The organism is Streptomyces sp. M41 (genome assembly GCF_043673425.1).
Classification (GTDB): domain Bacteria; phylum Actinomycetota; class Actinomycetes; order Streptomycetales; family Streptomycetaceae; genus Streptomyces.
This window is the reverse complement of sequence record NZ_JBIMKE010000023.1, coordinates 115,236-133,992: the sequence shown is the minus strand read 5'-3', so window position 1 is coordinate 133,992 and position 18,757 is coordinate 115,236. Positions and strand designations below refer to the sequence as shown.

General features: G+C 71.2%; 15 protein-coding genes. 9 read left to right on the top strand and 6 right to left on the bottom strand.

Annotation, left to right across the window (positions count from 1 at the left end; genetic code table 11):
• The first annotated feature begins 35 nt into the window (after window positions 1-35).
• Together ACHBTE_RS25755 and ACHBTE_RS25750 are read left to right on the top strand one after the other, a co-directional pair.
• On the top strand, window positions 36-827 hold the full coding sequence (locus tag ACHBTE_RS25755) for an ABC transporter permease (RefSeq protein WP_394726448.1): 792 nt from the start codon (window positions 36-38) through the stop codon (window positions 825-827).
• A 178-nt stretch (window positions 828-1,005) separates the two neighbouring features.
• Window positions 1,006-2,244: an MFS transporter gene (locus ACHBTE_RS25750; RefSeq protein ID WP_394726447.1), complete on the top strand. Its 1,239-nt coding sequence runs from the start codon at window positions 1,006-1,008 to the stop codon at window positions 2,242-2,244.
• Here the strand turns inward: ACHBTE_RS25750 and ACHBTE_RS25745 are convergent.
• On the bottom strand, window positions 2,181-3,344 hold the full coding sequence (locus ACHBTE_RS25745; RefSeq protein ID WP_394726446.1) for a hypothetical protein: 1,164 nt from the start codon (window positions 3,342-3,344) through the stop codon (window positions 2,181-2,183). The two genes, ACHBTE_RS25750 and ACHBTE_RS25745, sit on opposite strands and share 64 nt — an antisense overlap.
• On the bottom strand, window positions 3,341-4,294 hold the full coding sequence (locus ACHBTE_RS25740; RefSeq protein WP_394726445.1) for a 5-dehydro-4-deoxyglucarate dehydratase: 954 nt from the start codon (window positions 4,292-4,294) through the stop codon (window positions 3,341-3,343). Before ACHBTE_RS25740 ends, ACHBTE_RS25745 begins: the two co-directional genes overlap by 4 nt.
• Before the next feature lie 278 nt (window positions 4,295-4,572).
• Between ACHBTE_RS25740 and ACHBTE_RS25735 the strand changes: the two genes are divergently transcribed.
• The 7 genes from ACHBTE_RS25735 to ACHBTE_RS25705 all read left to right on the top strand — a co-directional run bounded on the left by ACHBTE_RS25735 (window position 4,573) and on the right by ACHBTE_RS25705 (window position 12,230).
• The gene (locus tag ACHBTE_RS25735; protein ID WP_394726444.1) at window positions 4,573-5,397 is read left to right on the top strand and encodes an NAD-dependent epimerase/dehydratase family protein; all 825 of its coding nucleotides are present in this window, start codon (window positions 4,573-4,575) and stop codon (window positions 5,395-5,397) included.
• A gap of 261 nt (window positions 5,398-5,658) precedes the next feature.
• On the top strand, window positions 5,659-6,429 hold the full coding sequence (locus tag ACHBTE_RS25730; RefSeq protein WP_394726443.1) for a DeoR/GlpR family DNA-binding transcription regulator: 771 nt from the start codon (window positions 5,659-5,661) through the stop codon (window positions 6,427-6,429).
• A 142-nt stretch (window positions 6,430-6,571) separates the two neighbouring features.
• Entirely contained in the window at window positions 6,572-7,942 is a 1,371-nt protein-coding gene (locus ACHBTE_RS25725) for an ABC transporter substrate-binding protein (RefSeq protein ID WP_394726442.1), read from the top strand.
• Window positions 7,939-8,880 (top strand): carbohydrate ABC transporter permease, encoded by a 942-nt coding sequence (locus ACHBTE_RS25720; RefSeq protein WP_394726441.1) that lies wholly within the window; start codon window positions 7,939-7,941, stop codon window positions 8,878-8,880. The genes ACHBTE_RS25725 and ACHBTE_RS25720 overlap by 4 nt, the downstream gene beginning before the upstream one ends.
• Entirely contained in the window at window positions 8,877-9,725 is an 849-nt protein-coding gene (locus ACHBTE_RS25715; protein ID WP_394726440.1) for a carbohydrate ABC transporter permease, read from the top strand. Before ACHBTE_RS25720 ends, ACHBTE_RS25715 begins: the two co-directional genes overlap by 4 nt.
• Complete coding sequence (locus tag ACHBTE_RS25710) at window positions 9,722-10,711, top strand: zinc-dependent alcohol dehydrogenase family protein (protein ID WP_394726439.1); 990 nt, start codon at window positions 9,722-9,724, stop codon at window positions 10,709-10,711. Before ACHBTE_RS25715 ends, ACHBTE_RS25710 begins: the two co-directional genes overlap by 4 nt.
• A 295-nt stretch (window positions 10,712-11,006) precedes the next feature.
• Window positions 11,007-12,230 (top strand): TerD family protein, encoded by a 1,224-nt coding sequence (locus ACHBTE_RS25705; RefSeq protein WP_394726438.1) that lies wholly within the window; start codon window positions 11,007-11,009, stop codon window positions 12,228-12,230.
• Window positions 12,231-12,376: 146 nt separating this feature from the next.
• Here the strand turns inward: ACHBTE_RS25705 and ACHBTE_RS25700 are convergent, their stop codons facing one another.
• The 4 genes from ACHBTE_RS25700 to ACHBTE_RS25685 all read right to left on the bottom strand — a co-directional run bounded on the left by ACHBTE_RS25700 (window position 12,377) and on the right by ACHBTE_RS25685 (window position 18,552).
• Window positions 12,377-13,156, bottom strand: a complete 780-nt coding sequence (locus tag ACHBTE_RS25700) for an NAD(P)-binding domain-containing protein (RefSeq protein WP_394726437.1) — start codon at window positions 13,154-13,156, stop codon at window positions 12,377-12,379.
• A gap of 309 nt (window positions 13,157-13,465) precedes the next feature.
• Entirely contained in the window at window positions 13,466-15,049 is a 1,584-nt protein-coding gene (locus ACHBTE_RS25695; protein ID WP_394726436.1) for a TROVE domain-containing protein, read from the bottom strand.
• Window positions 15,050-15,386: 337 nt separating this feature from the next.
• A complete protein-coding gene (locus ACHBTE_RS25690) occupies window positions 15,387-16,841 on the bottom strand; it encodes an alkaline phosphatase PhoX (RefSeq protein ID WP_394726435.1) in 1,455 nt (484 codons plus the stop codon).
• Window positions 16,842-17,115: 274 nt separating this feature from the next.
• Window positions 17,116-18,552 carry a hypothetical protein gene (locus ACHBTE_RS25685; protein ID WP_394726434.1) on the bottom strand — a complete coding sequence of 479 codons (1,437 nt, stop codon included), beginning with the start codon at window positions 18,550-18,552 and terminating at the stop codon, window positions 17,116-17,118.
• Between the last annotated feature and the right edge of the window lie 205 nt (window positions 18,553-18,757).

The following is an 18,757-nucleotide window of genomic DNA, read 5'->3' as shown; positions in this document are numbered from 1 at the left end:
CCCAACCAGCCCAACCAGCCCAAGGAGAACGCCCGATGAGCACCCTCGCCCTCGCCGTCCGCGACTCCACCACCATGCTGCGCCGCAACCTCCTGCACGCCCGGCGCTACCCGTCCCTCACCCTGAACCTGCTGCTCACGCCGGTCATGCTGCTGCTGCTCTTCGTCTACATCTTCGGCGACACCATGAGCGCGGGCATCAGCGGCGGGGATCCGGACCGCTCCAAGTACGTCGCCTTCATCGTCCCGGGCCTGCTGCTGATGACCATCGGCAGCACCACGATCGGGACCGCGGTCTCCGTCTCCATGGACATGACCGAGGGCATCATCGCCCGCTTCCGCACCATGGCGATCCACCGTCCTTCGGTGCTCATCGGGCATGTGGTCGGCAGCGTCCTCCAGTGCGTGCTGAGCGTGGCGCTCGTCGGTGCCGTCGCCGTGGCCATCGGCTTCCGGTCCACGAACGCGACCGCCCTGGAGTGGCTCGCGGCCTTCGGACTGCTCGTGCTGTTCGCCACCGCGCTCACCTGGATCGCGGTCGGCATGGGCCTGGTCAGCCCGAACGCGGAGGCCGCCAGCAACAACGCGATGCCCCTGATCCTGCTGCCGTTGCTGTCCAGCGCCTTCGTCCCGCTGGACTCGCTTCCGGGCTGGTTCCGGCCGGTCGCCGAGTACCAGCCGTTCACCCCCGCCATCGAGACCCTGCGCGGCCTGCTGCTCGGCACCGGGATCGGCCACAACGGATGGCTCGCCGTCGCCTGGTGCCTGGGCCTCGCGGTGCTCGGCTACTTCTGGTCGACCTCGAAGTTCGACGGCGAACCGAAGTAACCGCCGTGATCACGCGGGCCGGCTCCCGCACCTCGCGCCACCCTTGGGCGGCGTACACCGACACCCGTCGGCGTACGCCGCCCCGTTCGTCGCCTCAGGCCGGACGCCGCCGGGCTCCCTGTGCCTAAGGCACCTTCCCGATCCCCACTCCCCCGCCTTAGCCGCAAGGTGACCAGGCATGACGACCACCACCCCAGGGGCGCTCACCCGCGTCCTGCGCGATCGCAACGCCGGCCTCTATCTCGCCGGAGTCGTGGTCTCCGGCTTCGGCACCTCGGCGTTGTGGCTGGTGTCCGGCGTATGGGTGAAGGAGCTCACCGGCTCCGACGGACTGGCCGCGCTGTGTCTGCTCGCCATGTGGGCGCCCACCCTGGCCGGTCCGATCCTCGGCGCCCTGGCCGACCGCACCCGCCGCAAGCCGCTGCTGATCGGCATGAACCTGCTGCCGGCCGCGCTGTTGCCGACCCTCTTCACCGTCGACACACCGGACCGTGTCTGGGTGGTGTTCGCGGTCCTGTTCCTCTACGGTGCCGCGGGAATCGTCCAGGACGCCGCCGAGTCCGCCCTCGTCGCCACCGCGATCCCCGCGTCCCTGCTCGGCGACTTCAACGGACTGCGCATGACGGCCTCGGAGGGCATGAAGCTCGTCGCCCCGCTGGCCGGCGCCGGGCTCTACGCGGCCTACGGCGGCCCGAGTGTCGCCCTGCTCGACGCGGCCACCTTCGTGCTGGCGGCCGGTCTGTACGCCGGTCTGCGGGTGCGCGAGAGCAGGCCCGAGCCACCGACCGCCGGCTGGCGGACACAGACCGCCGAGGGCGCCCGCTACTTGTGGACGCACCCCCGGTTGCGCCCGCTCGTCCTGGCCGGGGGCGGCACGATGCTGTGCGCCGGACTCGGCGGATCGCTGCTCTACGCAGTCATCGACAACCTCGGGCACGCCCCTTCGTACGCCGGGGTGCTGTACGCCGTCCAGGGCGCCGGTTCGGTGGCGGTGGGGCTGCTCTCCGGTCCGGCGCTGCGTCGCCTCGGCGAACGCCGGTTCGCCGCCTACGGCATCGCACTGACCGCCGTCGCGGCGGGGCTGCGGGCGGTCCCGTCCGACGCGGTGGCGCTGGTGTGCAGCGCGGCGTCCGGCGTAGGGCTGCCGTGCGTGCTGATCGCCACGCTCACGGCCGTGCAGCGGGAGACGCCGGACGCGTTGCTCGGCCGTACCGCCGCCACCGCGAACACCCTCGTCTTCACGCCGAACGCCGTCGGGCTCGCGGCGGGTGCGGCGCTGGTCGAACTGGTTGACGTACGGCTGCTGTTGCCCGTCCTTGGCCTGGTGTGGCTGGGGTCCACCGTGCCCCTGCTTCAGAGCGCGGCGAGCCCTTCCCGTACCGCTGCCAGGTCCCCGTCCGACGCCAACCCGGCGTGATAGAGCCGGATTTCGGTGGCGCCGCACCCGCGCGCGCGTGCCGCGTCCGAGGCGAGGGTGCCGGGGCTGCCGCCCATCCCGGAGACCACACCGAGGTTGGCGGCGAGGACCGCTTCCTCGCGGCCCTGTTCGGCGAAGGGGGTGAGCGGTTCGGGGCCGCCCGCGCAGGGCACGACGACGCCGTCCGCGACGGACAGGATGTGCCCGGGGTCGACGCCGGGGTTGGCGCCGGTGTGGTAGGTCACCGGGTCCGCGTGCAGCAGTACCTGGAAGCCGTCGGGGGCGGCCCGGCGGACCGCGCGGACGGCCGTCTCCTGGAGCGTACGGGCTCTCTCGTCGCGCCACGCGCGCGTGGCCGCCGCTGTCGACTCGCCGAGCAGCTTCTCCACCCCGGCCCAGCCCTCGTCAGCGGCCGTGCCCTGCCACAGCGGTTCGAGGGCGGCGCGCACGGCGGCGGCCAGTTCGGCGGCGTCCAGGCCCTGGGTGGCGTAACCCTCCTGGCAGGTGGGGCAGAAGCAGAGCGCCATCAGGTACTGCCCGGCGTCGCCGAGCGGGACTGAGGCCGTCTTGTCGTGGGCGTGCAGATGCTGGAGTCCGTACCAGCCGAGGGACTCCAGTTCGGTGCCGCGCGTGCCGGGGCGTACGGCGGCCTCGGCGGCCAGGTCGACGAGGTACGCGCGCGTGGCGGGCTGTGCGATGCACGGGGCCCATGGGTAGCGGTCGCCGTAGGCGTTGACGACCGAGGTGTCCGGATGCTCGGCGCCCAGGCGGGAGTTGTGCGCGAGGACCACCCAGCTGTGCACCTCCAGGCCGGCGTCCGCGAGCGCGGTCGCCGCCTCGCCGTAGGCGTCTCCGGGCGCCCAGTCCCCCGCCGGGTACGGGCGCAGCCTGCGGCCCCGCCACCGGTCGTCCGTCGGGTAGAGCACGGCCGCGTGTTCGGCGGTGACGATGCGGTGGCGCGGGTGGCGGGGGGTGAGGGTGCGGGTGGAGTGGTAGGCAGCGGCGAGCGTCACCTGCCGTACGCCGAGGGCGGCGATCCTGCCGGGTGCCGCCGGGTCCGCGTTGACGTCCCAGGGGTAGACGAACGCCGACGCCTTCACTCGGTTCCCTCCGGCTCCTTCTCCAGCAGCGCGTGGCCGCGTTCGATCAGCTGCGCGAGCTGCTTGACATGGTCCTCGGCCGGCTCGTGCAGCGGGGGCCGCACCTCTCCGACGTCCAGGCCGCGCAGCCGTACGCCGGCTTTGACCAGGGCTACGGCGTATCCGCGGCCCTGGGCGCGCAGTTCGACGAAGGGGCCGTAGAAGCCGTCCAGCAGGCGGCCCACGGTCGTCTCGTCGCCCGACTCCAGCGCGTCGTAGAAGGCGAGGGCGATCTCCGGGGCGAAGCAGAACACGGCGGAGGAGTAGAGCGGCACGCCGAGGGCGCGGTAGGCGGGCTGGGTCTGCTCGGCGGTGGGCAGACCGTTGAAGTAGAGGAAGTCGCCGGGGCTCTCGGTGCGTACGGCGCTGATGATCCGCTGCATGAGGTCCAGGTCGCCGAGGCCGTCCTTGAGGCCGATGACCTTGTCGGTGCGGGCCAGTTCGACGACCGTCTCCGGGGTGAACACGGCGTTGTCGCGCTGGTAGACGACGACGGGGAGGGCGGTCGCGGCGGCGATCCGCCGGTAGTGCCGCAGCAGCCCCTCCTGCCCGGCGACGACGAGGTACGGCGGCATGGCGAGCAGTCCGTCGGCCCCGGCCGTCTCCGCGAGGCCGGCGTAGCGCACGGCGAGGGCGGTGCCGTAGCCGGTGCCCGCGACGACCGGCACGCGTCCCGCCACGGCCTCGACAGCGGCCCGCACGCAACGCTCGTACTCCTCGGGCGTGAGCGCGTGGAACTCTCCGGTGCCGCAGCAGGCGAACACGGCGGCGGCACCGGCCTCCACGCCGCGGCGCACATGGGTGCGGTAGGTGTCGAGGTCGACCGAGCCGTCCGGGCCGAAGGCGGTGACGGGGAAGAACAGCGGCCCGCCGGGGATGCTCAGGCGTGCGGCGAGGGGAACTGGCGTCACGGGCTCTCCCTAGAACAGACGCTCACGTTTCTGATCCATGTTTCTGATCCACGTCTACATTCTTGAACATCACCAGCCTATGGAGACCCATCGAGGCCGGTCAAGCGCACAAACCGCGGACGCGGCGGCGGATTCGCCGACTTCGCGGGGCACTTGACGCGATCGGCGGGCGCTCCTTAGCTTGTCCATGCATATGAATATCGTCCACGCATGCGGTCTCTGAGCCGATCGGGTCAGTCGAGGTCGGTCGAGCCGCGCCCAGCCGAGGAGCCCCGAGGATGCCCGCACCCCGCACCGTTCTGCTGACCGGCGCCGCCGGCGGCCTCGGCACCCTGATGCGGGACCTGCTCCCGCCGTACGGATACCGGCTGCGGCTGCTCGATCTGCGCCCCATCGAGGACGCGCCGGACGCGATCGTCGCCGACCTCGCCGACAAGGAGGCCGTCCGCGAGGCCGTGCGGGGCGTCGACGCGATCGTCCATCTCGCGGGAATCTCCCTGGAGGCCCCGTTCGAGAAAATCCTCAAGGCGAACATCGAGGGCACCTACCGCCTGTACGAGGCGGCCCGCGAGGAGGGCGTCGGAAGGATCGTCTTCGCCTCCTCCAACCACGCGGTCGGCTTCACGCCCCGCCCCGAGGGGGACGCGCCGCATGGGACGGACGTGCTGATCCCCGTCGACACCCCGCGCCGCCCGGACACCTTCTACGGTCTGTCCAAGTCCTTCGGCGAGGACCTCGCGCAGTTCTACTGGGACAAGTACGGCCTGGAGACGGTGTCCGTACGCATCGGCTCCTGCTTCCCGGAGCCGACGAGCGTCCGCATGCTCTCGGTGTGGATGAGCCCCGCCGACGGCGCACGCCTGCTCCACGCGGCACTGACGGCCCAGAACGTCGGGCACACCGTCGTCTACGGCTCCTCCGGGAACACCCGCCTGTGGTGGGACCTGACCACCGCCCGCGCCCTCGGCTACGCACCGCAGGACGACTCCGAGCCGTACGCCGAGAAGCTCATCGCCGAGCAGGGCGAGCTCGACCCGGAGAACATCGCGCACGCCTACCTGGGCGGCCACTTCGTGAGCGACCCGCCGATGTGGCCGTACTGACCGAAACCAGTCGCCGGAAAAGGGTGAGCGGGCACCGAACGGGCCCGCTCATCGCCGCATCCGGGCACGGACGACGCCCGATCTCACCCGTCCCGGCACAAGCCCGCAGGTCCGAGACGGACACACCGCAGCGTCAACGGGCACATACGGGCAGCATCGGACCCGCAACAAGCCTGGTCCGCACGGCACACCCACTGTAGAAATTCCGGCATGGGCCGCACCGGGCCCGAACGGGCAGCACAGCGGAAGGCAGGTGTCGGCATGAGCACGAGAACGGCGGAAGAACGCCAACGCGAGATCGTGCTGGCCGCACGGCGCGACGGCGCGGTCGACGTCACCGCGCTCGCCTCCGAACTGGGCGTGGCCAAGGAGACCGTGCGACGGGATCTGCGCGTCCTGGAGGACCATGGCCTGCTCCGCCGCACCCACGGCGGCGCCTATCCCGTGGAGAGCGCCGGGTTCGAGACGACGCTCGCCTTCCGTGCAACCAGCCATGTCCCGGAGAAGCGCAGGATCGCGTCCGCCGCGGCCGAGCTGCTCGGGGACGCCGAGACGGTCTTCGTCGACGAGGGCTTCACCCCGCAGCTCATCGCCGAGTCCCTGCCCACCGACCGGCCGCTGACCGTGGTCACCGCATCCCTGCCGGTCGCGGGCGCCCTCGCGGAGGCCGAGCAGGTCTCCGTGCTGCTGCTCGGCGGGCGGGTGCGAGCCGGGACGCTCGCCACCGTCGACCACTGGACGACGAAGATGCTGGCCGGCTTCGTCATCGACCTGGCGTTCATCGGCGCCAACGGCATCTCGCGCGAACACGGCCTGACCACCCCCGACCCGGCCGTCAGCGAGGTCAAGGCACAGGCCATCAGGGCCGCGCGCCGCACGGTGTTCGCGGGCGTGCACAGCAAGTTCGGAGCGGTCAGCTTCTGCCGGTTCGCCCGGATCGGCGCGCTGGAGACGATCGTGACGAGCACGCTGCTCCCGGCGGCCGAGGCCCATCGGTACTCCCTACTGGGCCCCCAGGTCATCCGCGTCTGACATCCACGTCCGACATCCGCGACGGCGTCCCCGTCCGGCATCCGACATCCCCGTCCCATCCCACCAACCGATTCACGTCCCCTGTAGGGCACATCCGCGCCGGAGAGTGCCCCTTATCTCCCCAAACGTCCAGGAGCGATCCATGCGAACCCAGAGCCGACGACGGCCACCGCGAGCCACGCTCGCCACGGCCGCCGCAGGGACGCTGCTCGCCCCGCTGCTCTCCGGCTGCTGGGTCGGAGCCGGCGGGGCGGGGTCGGGCGGCGACTCGATCAACGTCCTGATGGTCAACAACCCCCAGATGACCGAACTCCAGAAACTCGCCCCCCGCTTCACCGAAGAGACCGGCATCGAGGTCAACTTCACCGTGCTGCCCGAGAACGACGTCCGCGACAAGATCAGCCAGGACTTCGCCAACCAGGCCGGCCAGTACGACGTGGCCACACTCTCCAACTACGAGATACCGATCTACGCCCGCAACGGCTGGCTGAAGGAGATGGACTCCTACGTCGCCGAGGACCCGGGCTACGACGAGCAGGACGTCCTCAAGCCGATGCGCCAGTCCCTGACCGGCGACGACGGCAAGCTCTACGGCCAGCCCTTCTACGGCGAGTCGTCCTTCCTGATGTACCGCAAGGACGTGCTGGCGAAAGAGGGCCTGACGATGCCTGCGCATCCCACCTGGCAGCAGGTCGCGGACATCGCGGCGAAGGTGGACGGCGCCGAGCCGGGCATGAAGGGCATCTGTCTGCGCGGTCTGCCCGGCTGGGGCGAGGTGATGGCCCCGCTCACCACGGTCGTCAACACCTTCGGCGGCACCTGGTTCGACAAGAACTGGAAGGCCCGGCTCGACTCCCCCGAGTGGAAAAAGGCGACGAAGTTCTATGTCGACCTGGTCCGCGAGCACGGTGAGTCGGGCGCTGCCCAGGCCGGGTTCGCCGAGTGCCTGAACAACATGACCCAGGGCAAGGTCGCCATGTGGTACGACGCCACCTCCGCGGCCGGTTCCCTGGAGGCGGCCAAGTCCCCGGTCAAGGGCAAGGTCGGCTACGCGCCCGCCCCCGTCGAGAAGACCGAGTCCTCCGGCTGGCTCTACACCTGGGCCTGGGGCATCCAGGAGGCGTCCCGCAACGCCGACGACGCCTGGAAGTTCGTGTCCTGGGCGTCGAGCAAGCGGTACGAGCAGCTCGTCGGCGACGAGATCGGCTGGTCCAACGTGCCGGCAGGCAAGCGCGCCTCCACGTACGCCAACCCGGCCTACCGCGAGGAGGCGGCCGCCTTCCAGGAGATGACGAAGGAGGCCATCGAGGGCGCCCGCCCGAACGACCCCGGCGTACAGCCGCGGCCCGCGCCCGGCATCCAGTTCGTCGGTATCCCCGAGTTCACCGACCTCGGCACCAAGGTCTCCCAGGAGATCAGCGCGGCCATCGCCGGACGCCAGTCCGTCGAGACGGCCCTGAAGAAGTCCCAGCAGCTCGCCGACGAGATCTCCGAGGAGTACGAGGGGCGATGACAGCGACGACAACGGCCCCCGTGGCCACGACTCCCGTGCGTACCACACCCCGCCCACCCTCCGCCCGGCTGCGCGCCTGGGCGACCCGGGCGCCCCTGCTGCCCGCCCTGATCTTCATGATCGTGGTGACCCAGCTGCCGTTCGTGGCCACGCTGGTGATCTCGTTCTTCGACTGGAACTCCCTGTATCCGGACGCCCGCCGGTTCGCCGGATTCGCCAACTACCAGGAGGTCCTCACCGACGCCGACCTGCGCCAGTCGGTGTGGACGACGGTGCTGCTGACCGTCGCGGTGGTACTGGCGAGCCTGGTCCTCGGTCTGATCCTGGCCCTCCTCCTGGACCGGAGGTTCAAGGGCCGGGGAGTGGTCCGCACCCTGCTGATCGCCCCGTTCCTGGTGGTCCCCGTCGCCGCCGCGCTGCTCTGGAAGCATGTGCTCTACAACCCCGAATACGGCCTGTTCAATGGGTTGTTGCACTATGTGGGCGGCCCACAGCCGGACTGGATCTCCAACACCCCGCTGCTCGCGGTGGAGGCCTCGCTGGTCTGGCAGTGGACGCCGTTCATGATGCTGATCCTGCTGGCCGGCCTCCAGAGCCGCGACCACGAGCAGATCGAGGCGGCCCGCGTGGACGGCGCGAGCGACTGGCAGATCTTCCGCCACCTCACGCTCCCCCACCTGCGCCGCTACCTCGAACTCGGCGCCCTGCTCGGCTCGATCTACATCGTCCAGAACTTCGACGCGGTCTTCACGATCACGTCCGGGGGCCTCGGCACCGCCAACCTCCCCTACACCGTCTACCAGAGCTTCTACCAGGCCCATGAGAACGGCCTCGCCTCGGCCGCGGGCGTCCTGGTGGTCATCGGCTCGATCATCATCGCGACCTTCGCGCTGCGCGTGGTGTCGTCCCTGTTCCGCGAGGAGGTGTCACGCGCATGAGTGCCGTGGCCGTACGACTTCGCAGCCGCCGCAAGGGAGCGGGCCTCGGCCTGGTGGCCTGGCTGCTCGGGATCGCGTTCTTCCTGCCCATCGCCTGGATGGCGCTGACGTCCTTCCACTCCGAGCAGGACGCGGCGACCAACCCGCCCTCCTTCGCCGCCGCGCTGACGCTGGACGGCTACCGCGAGTTCTTCGGCGCGGGCGGCGGCGCGAGCCCCTGGCCGGCGCTGATCAACTCGACCGTGGCATCGGTGGCGTCGACCCTCTTCGTCCTGGTCCTCGCCCTCCCGGCGGCCTACGCGCTGTCGATCCGCCCGGTGAAGAAGTGGACGGACGTCCTGTTCTTCTTCCTCTCCACGAAGATGCTGCCGGCCGTGGCGGGCCTGCTGCCGCTGTACCTGTTCGCGAAGAACACGGACATGCTCGACAACATCTGGCTGCTGGTCATCCTCTACACCTCCATGAACCTGCCGATCGCGGTGTGGATGATGCACTCCTTCCTCGCCGAGATCCCGGTCGCGATCATCGAGGCGGCGAGGGTGGACGGCGCGAAACTCCCGACGATCCTGGCCCGCGTCGTGGCCCCCATCGCCCTCCCCGGCATCGCCGCGACCGCCCTGATCTGCTTCATCTTCAGCTGGAACGAGCTGCTGTTCGCCCGCGTACTGACCGGCGTGGTGGCGGAGACCGCGCCCGTCTTCCTGACCGGCTTCATCACCAGCCAGGGCCTGTTCCTGGCGAAGGTGTGCGCCGCGTCGCTCGTCATCTCCCTGCCGGTGCTCGCCGCGGGGTTCGCCGCCCAGGACAAGCTGGTCCAGGGCCTGTCGTTGGGAGCCGTGAAATGAAGGCCGCCGTCATCGAGTCCGTGGGCAAGGCCGTGGTCACCGAGGTCCCGGACCCGACGCCGGGCCCGCGCGAGGTCGTCGTCGAGGTCGCGGCCTGCGGCCTGTGCGGCACCGATCTGCACATCCTCCAGGGCGAGTTCGCACCGAAGCTGCCGATCGTGCCGGGGCACGAGTTCGCGGGCGAGGTGGTCGGGGTCGGCACCCAGGTCACGGAGGTGGCGGTGGGCGACCGGGTGGCGGTCGACCCGTCCCTGTACTGCTACGAGTGCCGCTACTGCCGTACCGGCCACAACAACCTGTGCGAACGCTGGGCGGCGATCGGCGTGACGACCGCCGGAGGGGCCGCGCAGTACGCGGTGGCCCCGGTGGCGAACTGCGTGAAGCTCCCCGAGCACGTGCGCACCCAGGACGCGGCCCTGGTGGAACCCCTGTCCTGCGCGGTGCGCGGCTACGACGTGCTGAACTCCCGCCTCGGCGCCCACGTCCTGATCTACGGCTCGGGCACGATGGGCCTGATGATGCTGGAGCTCGCCAAGCGGACCGGCGCGGCGAGCGTGGATGTGGTGGACGTGAATCCGGCCCGCCTGGAGACCGCCCGCAGGCTCGGCGTCTCGGCGTCCGCCGCGAACCCGGACGAACTGGACCGCCCGCAGGGCTGGGACCTGGTCGTCGACGCCACGGGGAACGCGGCGGCGATCCAGGACGGCCTGGACCGGGTGGCCAAGGCGGGCACGTTCCTTCAGTTCGGGGTCGCGGACTACGCGACGCGCGTGACCATCGACCCGTACCGCATCTACAACCAGGAGATCACCATCACGGGTTCGATGGCGGTCCTGCACAGCTTCGAGCGCGCGGCGGAGCTGTTCGCGAACGGGGTCCTGGACCCCGAGATCTTCATCAGCGACCGGATCCCGCTGGAGCGGTACCCGGAGGCGTTGGAGCAGTTCGCGTCGGGGGTGGGGCGGAAGATCGTGGTGGTGCCGTAGGGAGTTTTCCTCGCCCCCGCCGCCCCTACCCGCCCCATCCTTCTGGGGCTCCGCCCCAGACCCCGCTCCGCCGGCGAGCGCCGGAGGGGCTGATTTTCCAGCCCGTCCGGGGGCACCCCCTCTGGGGGAGTTCGAGGACAAGGCCCGTTCAGGGCCGAAGCGGCGGTCCGGGGGCGGCAGCCCCCGGGATGGGACGGGTAGGGGCAGCGGGGGCGGGAAAACCGCGTCGCCCGCCGAATGGCCCCGGGTAAGGGAACGGTAAAGCGCCCCCGCTCGTTCACGGACCATGACAGCTATGACCCCCGGCTCGAACATCCCTCTCTCCGCCGGCCGCGTGACGGTGGACGTCGCCGCCCCGGTGCGGCTCGACGTATCGGGCCTGCTGCTCACCGCCGACGGCAAGGTGCGCTCCGACGACGACTTCATCTTCTACAACCAGCCCTCCGGCCCGGGCGTGACGTACCGCTCGGGCGGCGGCACCAGCCCCGACGCGATCACGGTCGACACCGCGGCCGTACCCCCCGGCATCGAGAAGATCGTCGTCACCGCCAGCCCCGACGCCGCCGGCCAGACCTTCCAGGGCATCGAACCGACGGCCACCATCCGCAACGCGGACGACAACAGCGTCCTGGCCACCTTCACACCCCCGCAGCTCGGCTCCGAGACAGCGCTGGTGATCGTCGAGATCTATCTGCGCAACGGCGCCTGGAAGGCCCGCGCGGTCGGCCAGGGCTACGCCAACGGCCTGGCCGGTATCGCCACCGACTTCGGCGTCACGGTCGAGGAACCGGCCCCCGCAGCCGCCCCCGTGGCTCCGCCGCAGCCCACCATGCCGCCGCCCGCCGCCCCGCCGGCACCGCCCATGTCGACTCCCCCCGCGCCCCAGGCACCCGCCGCTCCCCCGGCCCCGCCCGCGCCCGCTGCGCCCGCCCCCGGCGCCGGCAAGATCAACCTCGACAAGGGCCGGGTCAGCCTCCAGAAGAACCAGACCGTCTCCCTCATCAAGGGCGGCCAGCCCCTCCTCTCCCAGGTAAAGATGGGCCTCGGCTGGGAACCGGCGTACCGCGGCAAGGACATCGACCTGGACGCCTCGGTCATCGCCTACGGCCCGCAGCGCAACCACATCGACAGCTGCTACTTCGGCAAGCTCCAGATCGTGAACGGCGCGATCAGGCACTCCGGCGACAATCTCACGGGTGAGGGCGGCGGTGACGACGAGGTCATCACGGTCGACCTCGGCCGGTTGCCCATGGAGGTCACCGGGCTGGTCTTCACGGTCAACTCGTTCTCCGGCCAGAAGTTCACCGAGGTCGCCAAGGCCTACTGCCGTCTCCTCGACGCCACGACCGGCGAAGAGCTCGTCCGCTTCGACCTCACCGGCGCCGAACCGCAGACGGGCGTGATGATGGCCAAGCTGATCAGGCAGTTCTCCGGGGAGTGGGAGATGACGGCGATGGGCGACTTCGTGAAGTCCCGGACGGTCCGGGGGATGGTGAAGCCCGCGGCACAGGCCCTGTAGGACCGACGCGAGCGCCGTACGAGTCGGGGCGGCGCACGAGTCGAGGGAAGAGGGGACAGTGGCTGCGGGCCGCCCCCTCTTCCGGAGCATCCGTGCCTCCGGGCATCCGGGCATCCGGGCATCCGAGACTCCCGGAACCTCCTCGGCTACCTCAGGTCCGCCAGGAGGTCGTCGAGGGCCGACTTCAGAGCGGCGGAGTTGGCCGGGTCGAACCAGGTCGTGCGGATGCGTTCGTTGCTGCCGTTCGGGGTCTCGTGGTCGGCGGCGAGCCGGTCCAGGGAGCGGGTCCCGTCGTTCAGGGCGCGGCCGACGCCCTGGAAGAGGCTGCGGACATACCGGTCGGCGTCGTCGGGATCGAGGCCCTGGCCGACGGCCCATGACGTGAGTGTGGCGAGATACGCGTAGTGGGCGGTCAGTGTCCCGGTCAGCGCGGAGAACACGTCGAAGGCCGCCTCGTCCGCGACAGGAAGCACTCCGCCCGTCCGCTCGAAGAGGGCGTCGACCTGCGGGTGCGCCGGGTGGACGACCGTGACCGACCGCCGTTCGCGGATGTCCGGCAGGGGGATGGCCCGCACTAGCGGGGCGTCGGTCGCCAGTGACCGGCGCAGATCGTCGTTGCCGACGCCGGCCATCACATTGACCACGACCTTGTCGCCGTCCACCCGCAAGCCGGCCAGGGCCTCGTGCCGGTCCTGCCGGCGTACGGCGATGACGATCAGCTCGGAGCGGTCGACCACCTCCTGGTTGTCGGCGCACACCTGTACGCCGTCGTAACGCTTCGACAGTTCGTCGGCCGTGCGGGCGCCTCGGGGGGAGAGGAACACCTCGGGCGCAGGGTCGGTCCCGTCGCACAGCCCGGCCACGACGGCCCGGCCGATCTCGCCCACTCCGATGATGCCGATGCGCTTCACTTCTTCCGCCTCCATGACGAGTGGTGCTTCACTCCTGCTTCCGACTCCGTGACGAGTCGCGCTTCACTGCTGCTTCCGACTCCGTGACGAGTCGTCTGACCTGAGCCGGTCCGGGCCCGGCGTCGAGTCCGGTGGTCGAGCGCGGTGCGTGCGCGGGCGTCAGGCCGAGGCTCGCACCAGGAGCTCGGAAACCACCACCCAGGCTTCGGCGCCGCTCATCGGCTCCTCCCCCGCCGGCAGCCGCGCCACTGGGAGTGGCCCGCACTCCCCACGCGGTGCGGGCCACTCCGGGCTCGGTGGATCGCTCGGCAAATCCTTCGGTTCTCAGGCAGCCCAGGGCCAGCTGGCGTCCTGGGCGCTCTCCAGCAGCGGCACCATCCGGAAGGCCGCGTCCGACAGGCCGCCGAAGGTGTGCCGGTTGCCCTTGCCCGACGGGCCGTGGCCCGCCCGGTACCCGGCGAGGTTCCAGGTGTACACGGGCACATGGGCCGGCACCTGCTCGGTCGGGTCGCCGTGGTGGCTGGCCGCGTACTGCTCGTCGGTGACGATCAGCACCCGGTCGTGGCCGCGGTAGTGCCGGCGCACCGCCTCGGTGGTGTTGGTGCCGCCGAGGTCGGCGAAGCGCTCCAGGACCTTCAGCACGGACTCGCCGCGGCGGAAGGACACCGTCCGGCTGTCGGTGCCGAACTGGACCAGGTCCGCCTTCTTCGCCCGCAGCGCGAGCGCCGCACCGAAGATCGCCGCCGCGTCGGCCCGGTTGAGCTCCGAGCGGTCCGACAGCCGCGACCAGAACATCGAGCCCGAGCGGTCGACCAGCACCAGCGTGCGGCCGGGCAGCGCGGGCACGTTGGCCAGCGAGTGTCCGAGCGCCTGCTCCAGCGGGTACGCCCAGCGCAGCGAGGGCGCGTGCAGGTACGCGGCGAGGTACCGGAAGGGGAACTGCCGGGACCGCGCGACCTGGGCGGGGTCACTGATCCGGGCCGCGACCTGGGCGGCGACCTCGTCGCCGACGCCCGCCTGGTCGAAGTTGCGCAGGTTGCGCACCAGCGCCATGGTGCCCATGGACGGGATCACGGCCTCCCAGGCCGCCTTGTCCATCGGCCCCTGGAGCCAGCCGGCCAGCGCCTCCCAGGTCATTCCGGCCGCCGCGAGCCGCTCGGTGCCCCCCGGCGAGGTCACTACGGCGCGCCGCTGCTCGACGGGCAGCGCCATCAGCTCGCGGTGCGCGACCAGGGTGCGGTCGGACGCGGGCGGCACCGCGGTGTCCGGGTTGTGCCGGCGGTCGAGGGCGTACCGGAACAGCTCGCCCTGCCACGGCTTGTCCGGGTCCGGCGCCGCGTGCACCAGGTTGAGGACGTCGCCGAAGCGGTAGCCCTTGGCCGCGGTGTCGTACTTCAGCAGCGACTTTCCGTTGTAGAGGCGCCGTACGGCGTCGGCGATGCCGCGCTTCACGGGCTTGGGGACGTTGCGGCCGTGTACCGCCGTCCAGTACGCGAGCAGCTCGCCGGGCTCGTCCGGCCGCTGGAGCACGGAGGCGATGACCTGCCGGTTCGACGGACCGGCGGTGACCTGGGCCGCCAGCCGTGCGTGCACGTACTCGGCGGCGCCCACGACCGAGGCGGTACGCAGGCCCCCCTCGCCGCGCAGCCAGCCGAGCAGGCCGGCCGTCCAGTGGGGGTCGGTCACGGCGAGCTCGCGCACGAGCCGGGCGAAGCGGTCGTCGCGGTCGGCGCCGGTCTCGTAGAAGGTCCGCTGGGTGACGAAGTTGGCGACGGCGAGCAGGTAGAGCTCGGAGCGCGCGTCGCGCTCGCGGCCCCGGCCGCCCTCGTAGGTACGAAGGACACGGCCGGTCGAGGTGACCCGCGAGGTGGGCCGCGACCCCGGGGTCCGGGTGTTGAATCGCGCCATGATGAATTCCCCCCAATTCACTGGTGTTTCGGAGGGAGGCGCGGCAAATGGAGGGTGCCCGAGATCAGGAGTCGGCGACGGACTTTAGCCTGGTGCTCTGCCGAATTGAGCTACACCGACCAGAAGTCGATGACGGGATTCGAACCCGCAACCGCCAGATCCGATGAAGTAACCGTTGCCTGCGCACCGGGCACCCACCATGAGCTGCGCCTCCCGAGATCAATTCGGCTGCGGTCGGGATTCTCTGCAAGAAGTAACCGCCGCCTTCGCACCGGGAGGTGCGTGCTGTCGTGATCTCACTGTAGGAGGCGCGACTCGGGCCGGGCGAATGAATTAACTACCGCCGCTGCCGCTTCCACGGCCCGGTGATGGCGAGCAGAATGCCGGGGGTCTGGATGCTGGCGAACAGGGTCCGTCCGTCGGGAGAGAAGGTGACACCGGCGAACTCGCTGTACTCGGGCTCGTCCTCGGTGCCGATGTTCAGCTCGTTGCGCGCGATGGGGTACGTACGGCCGCTGTCCGTGGCGCCGAAGAGGTGCTGGACGCCCTCGCCGTCCTCGGCGAGGATCAAGCCGCCGTAGGGGGAGACGGTGATGTTGTCGGGGCCGTCGTAGGCGCCGTCCGCGGCGGGGTCGGGGTTGACGCCGAGGAGGACCTTGAGGGTCAGGGTGCGCCGCCTGGGGTCGTAGAACCAGACCTGGCCGTCGTGTCGTTCGGGGCTTTCCTCACGGGCGTAGGAGGAGACGACGTAGGCGCCGCCGTCGCCCCACCACATGCCCTCCAGCTTGCGGGCGCGGGTGATCTGGTCGTCGGCGAACTGCTTGCGCACCGGCGTGGTGCGCGCGTCGCGGTCGGGGACGTCCACCCAGTCCACGCCGTAGACCGTGCCGATCCTCGTGGCTCGGGAGAGGTCGTCGACGAACCTGCCGCCGGAGTCGAAGCACTTGGGCGCCTGGAGGACGCCGGCGTCGTCGGCGAGGGCACGGAACGTGCCGCGGCCGTACGCGAAGCCCTTCGGCGGGGTCCAGCGGAAGAACAGGCCGTTGGGGGCGGCGGCGTCCTCGGTGAGGTAGGCGTGGCCGCGCCTGGGGTCGATGACGACGGCCTCGTGGTCGTAGCGGCCGAAGAACTTCAGCGGTTTGGGGTTCCGGTTGGCGCGGCGGTCGACCGGGTCGACCTCGAAGACGTATCCGTGGTCCTTGGTCATGCCGTTGGTGCCGGCCTTGTCGGAGTTCTCCTCGCAGGTCAGCCAGGTGCCCCAAGGGGTGCGGCCACCGGCGCAGTTGGTGGAGGTACCGGCGATGCCGACCCACTCGGCGACCCGGCCGTCCCGGCGGACCTCGACGACCGTGCAGCCGCCGGAGGCGGCGGGGTCGTAGACGAGTCCCTCGGTGAGCGGGACGGGGTGCTTCCAGTTGGCGCGCGGGCCCTTCAGCTCGTGGTTGTTGACGAGCAGGGTGGTGCCGCGCGGCCCGTCGAACGCGGCGGTGCCGTCGTGGTTGGAGGGGGTGAACTCGCCGGACTCCAGTGTGGTTTGGCCGCTGTAGGTGATGACGCGGTACTTGAATCCGGCGGGCAGCGCGAGGATCCCCTCGGGGTCCGGGAGCAGCGGTCCGTATCCGACGCCGCGGCCACAGTCGCGCCCGGCCGACTCGCCGGCGGCCTCCGGCTCGGGCTCGGTGGACGCGAGTGCGTTCGGTGCGCTGCCGAGGACGCCGGCGCTCCCGGCCAGCACGACTCCGGCACCGGTGAACGCGGAGTTTCTGGCGAAGTCCCTGCGGGTGAGCGACATGGTGTCTCCTGTGACGGTGGGTGTGCCGTGGGAGGTGGCGGCCTGCGGATCGGCGCCACGCTCCCGCCCATGTCTGAACTCCGGATGAACGGCGCGCCAAGGGGCGCGGGACTGCATCCATATGCTGCCCCGCCGGGTGGGCGCGAGCCCGCGAGCGCCCGGGTCCCAGACCACGGACGTCAACGGAACGCGCGGCCGGCCCATGCTCGACCCGCACCCGCACCCGCACGCGCAGTCACATCCGCACCCGCAGGCCGAGGGCCAGGGGCCGGGCTCAACCTCCTTGCTGCGACCGCGCCTTGAACGCGGCCTTTCGGGCCTCCTTCGCGATCTTCTTGTCGGGGTGCAGCCGCCCCATCGCCTCCAGCACATCCGCCGTGGCCGGATGGTCCACCCGCCAGGCCGCAGCGAAGAACCCGCTGTGCTGTGCCGCCAGCCCCTCGACCAGCGCCCGCAGTTCGTCGGAGTTGCCCTCCGCGGCCAGCTGCGCGGCGACCGTGTCGACGGTCAGCCAGAACACCAGGTCCTGGGACGGCGCCGGCACGTCCTCGGCGCCCCGCTCGGTCAGCCAGACCCGGGCCAGCCCGCCCAGCTCGGCGTCGTCGAGCACCTCCCGCAGCGCCGGCTCGGCCTCGGCGCCCACCAGGGACAGCGCCTGCTGGCAGCGCAGCCGCCGCAGCGGGGCCCCCGCGTCCGAACCCCGCGCCGCCGCCAGCAACTCCCCTGCCGCCGGCAGGGTTTCACGCCGGGCCAGCCACAGCTCGGTCTCGGCCTGCGCGGCGAGAGGCGGAAAGGTCGCCGTCCCGGCGAGCAGCACGTCTGCGCCCTTGTCCGCGAGGTCACCGACGGCGGGCGCCTCGAATCCGGCCTCCAGCAGCCGCGCCCGCATCCCGTACAGCCCGAGCGGGGTCAGCCGGACCATGCCGTAGCGCGAGACGTCGGTGTCGTCGACGTCGGCCGGCACCTCCTCGGTGGCGCCGTCGATGTCGGCCATCAGGGCCTCGTCCACGGGCTGGTACTCCACCAGCCCGGCCGGCTCCAGCAGCCGGAACTGGTCGTCGAGCCGCATCATCGCGTCGGAGACCTGCTCCAGCACGTCGTTGGTGGGCTCGCCCATGTCGCTGGGCACGATCATCGACGCGGCGAGGGCCGGCAGCGGCACCGGGGCCTCGCCGGGCCCGTCCTCGCCGGCCGTCAGCAGATAGAGGTTGCCGAGCACGCCGTCGAGGAACTCCGCCTCGGCCTCCGGGTCCCAGTCCAGGGAGGAGAAGTCGACCTCGCCGCCCGCGTCCATGGCGTCGACGAGGTCGTCCAGGTCGGGCACGCTCGCGTCGGCGAGGACCGTCTCCAGCGTCCCGAGCCACACGCCGAGCACGTCCTGCGGCGAGCCGCCGGTCAGCAGGGACAGATCGGCGCCGGGCGCGACGGTGCCGGCCTCCTCGTCGACGACCTCGACCAGTCCGGTGTCGACGGCCACCCGCCAGGCCGCGCCGGCGTCGGCCGCGGCGTCGTCCCCGCTCAGCCCGAGCACCTCGGCGGCGCCGGGCAGCTGCTCGTCGACGAGGCCGCCGCCAGCGTCGATGCGGGTGTCGGGCCCGGCCCAGCGGGCCAGCCGGACGGCCCGGGAGAGCAACGGCGTGGACAGCGCGTCACGCGCCAGCTCCGCTTCGGGGTGCAGCCGCACCGGCGGCAGGGGGGAGCTGTCTGACATCGGCGGGTTCTCCTAGAGCGCTCTGCGTGGCCGTACGCGACACGGCCCTTGCCGTACACATCACGGCTCAACCGCTCAGCCTAGACGGATTTCCACCCATGCCGCCCGGTTCATCTACACGTCAGGAGGTGTACATGGCCGAAACCTTGACAACTGGCCTGAGCAGGCAGGAGATTGACGCGCGTAGAAGTCGGGGGACATCTGT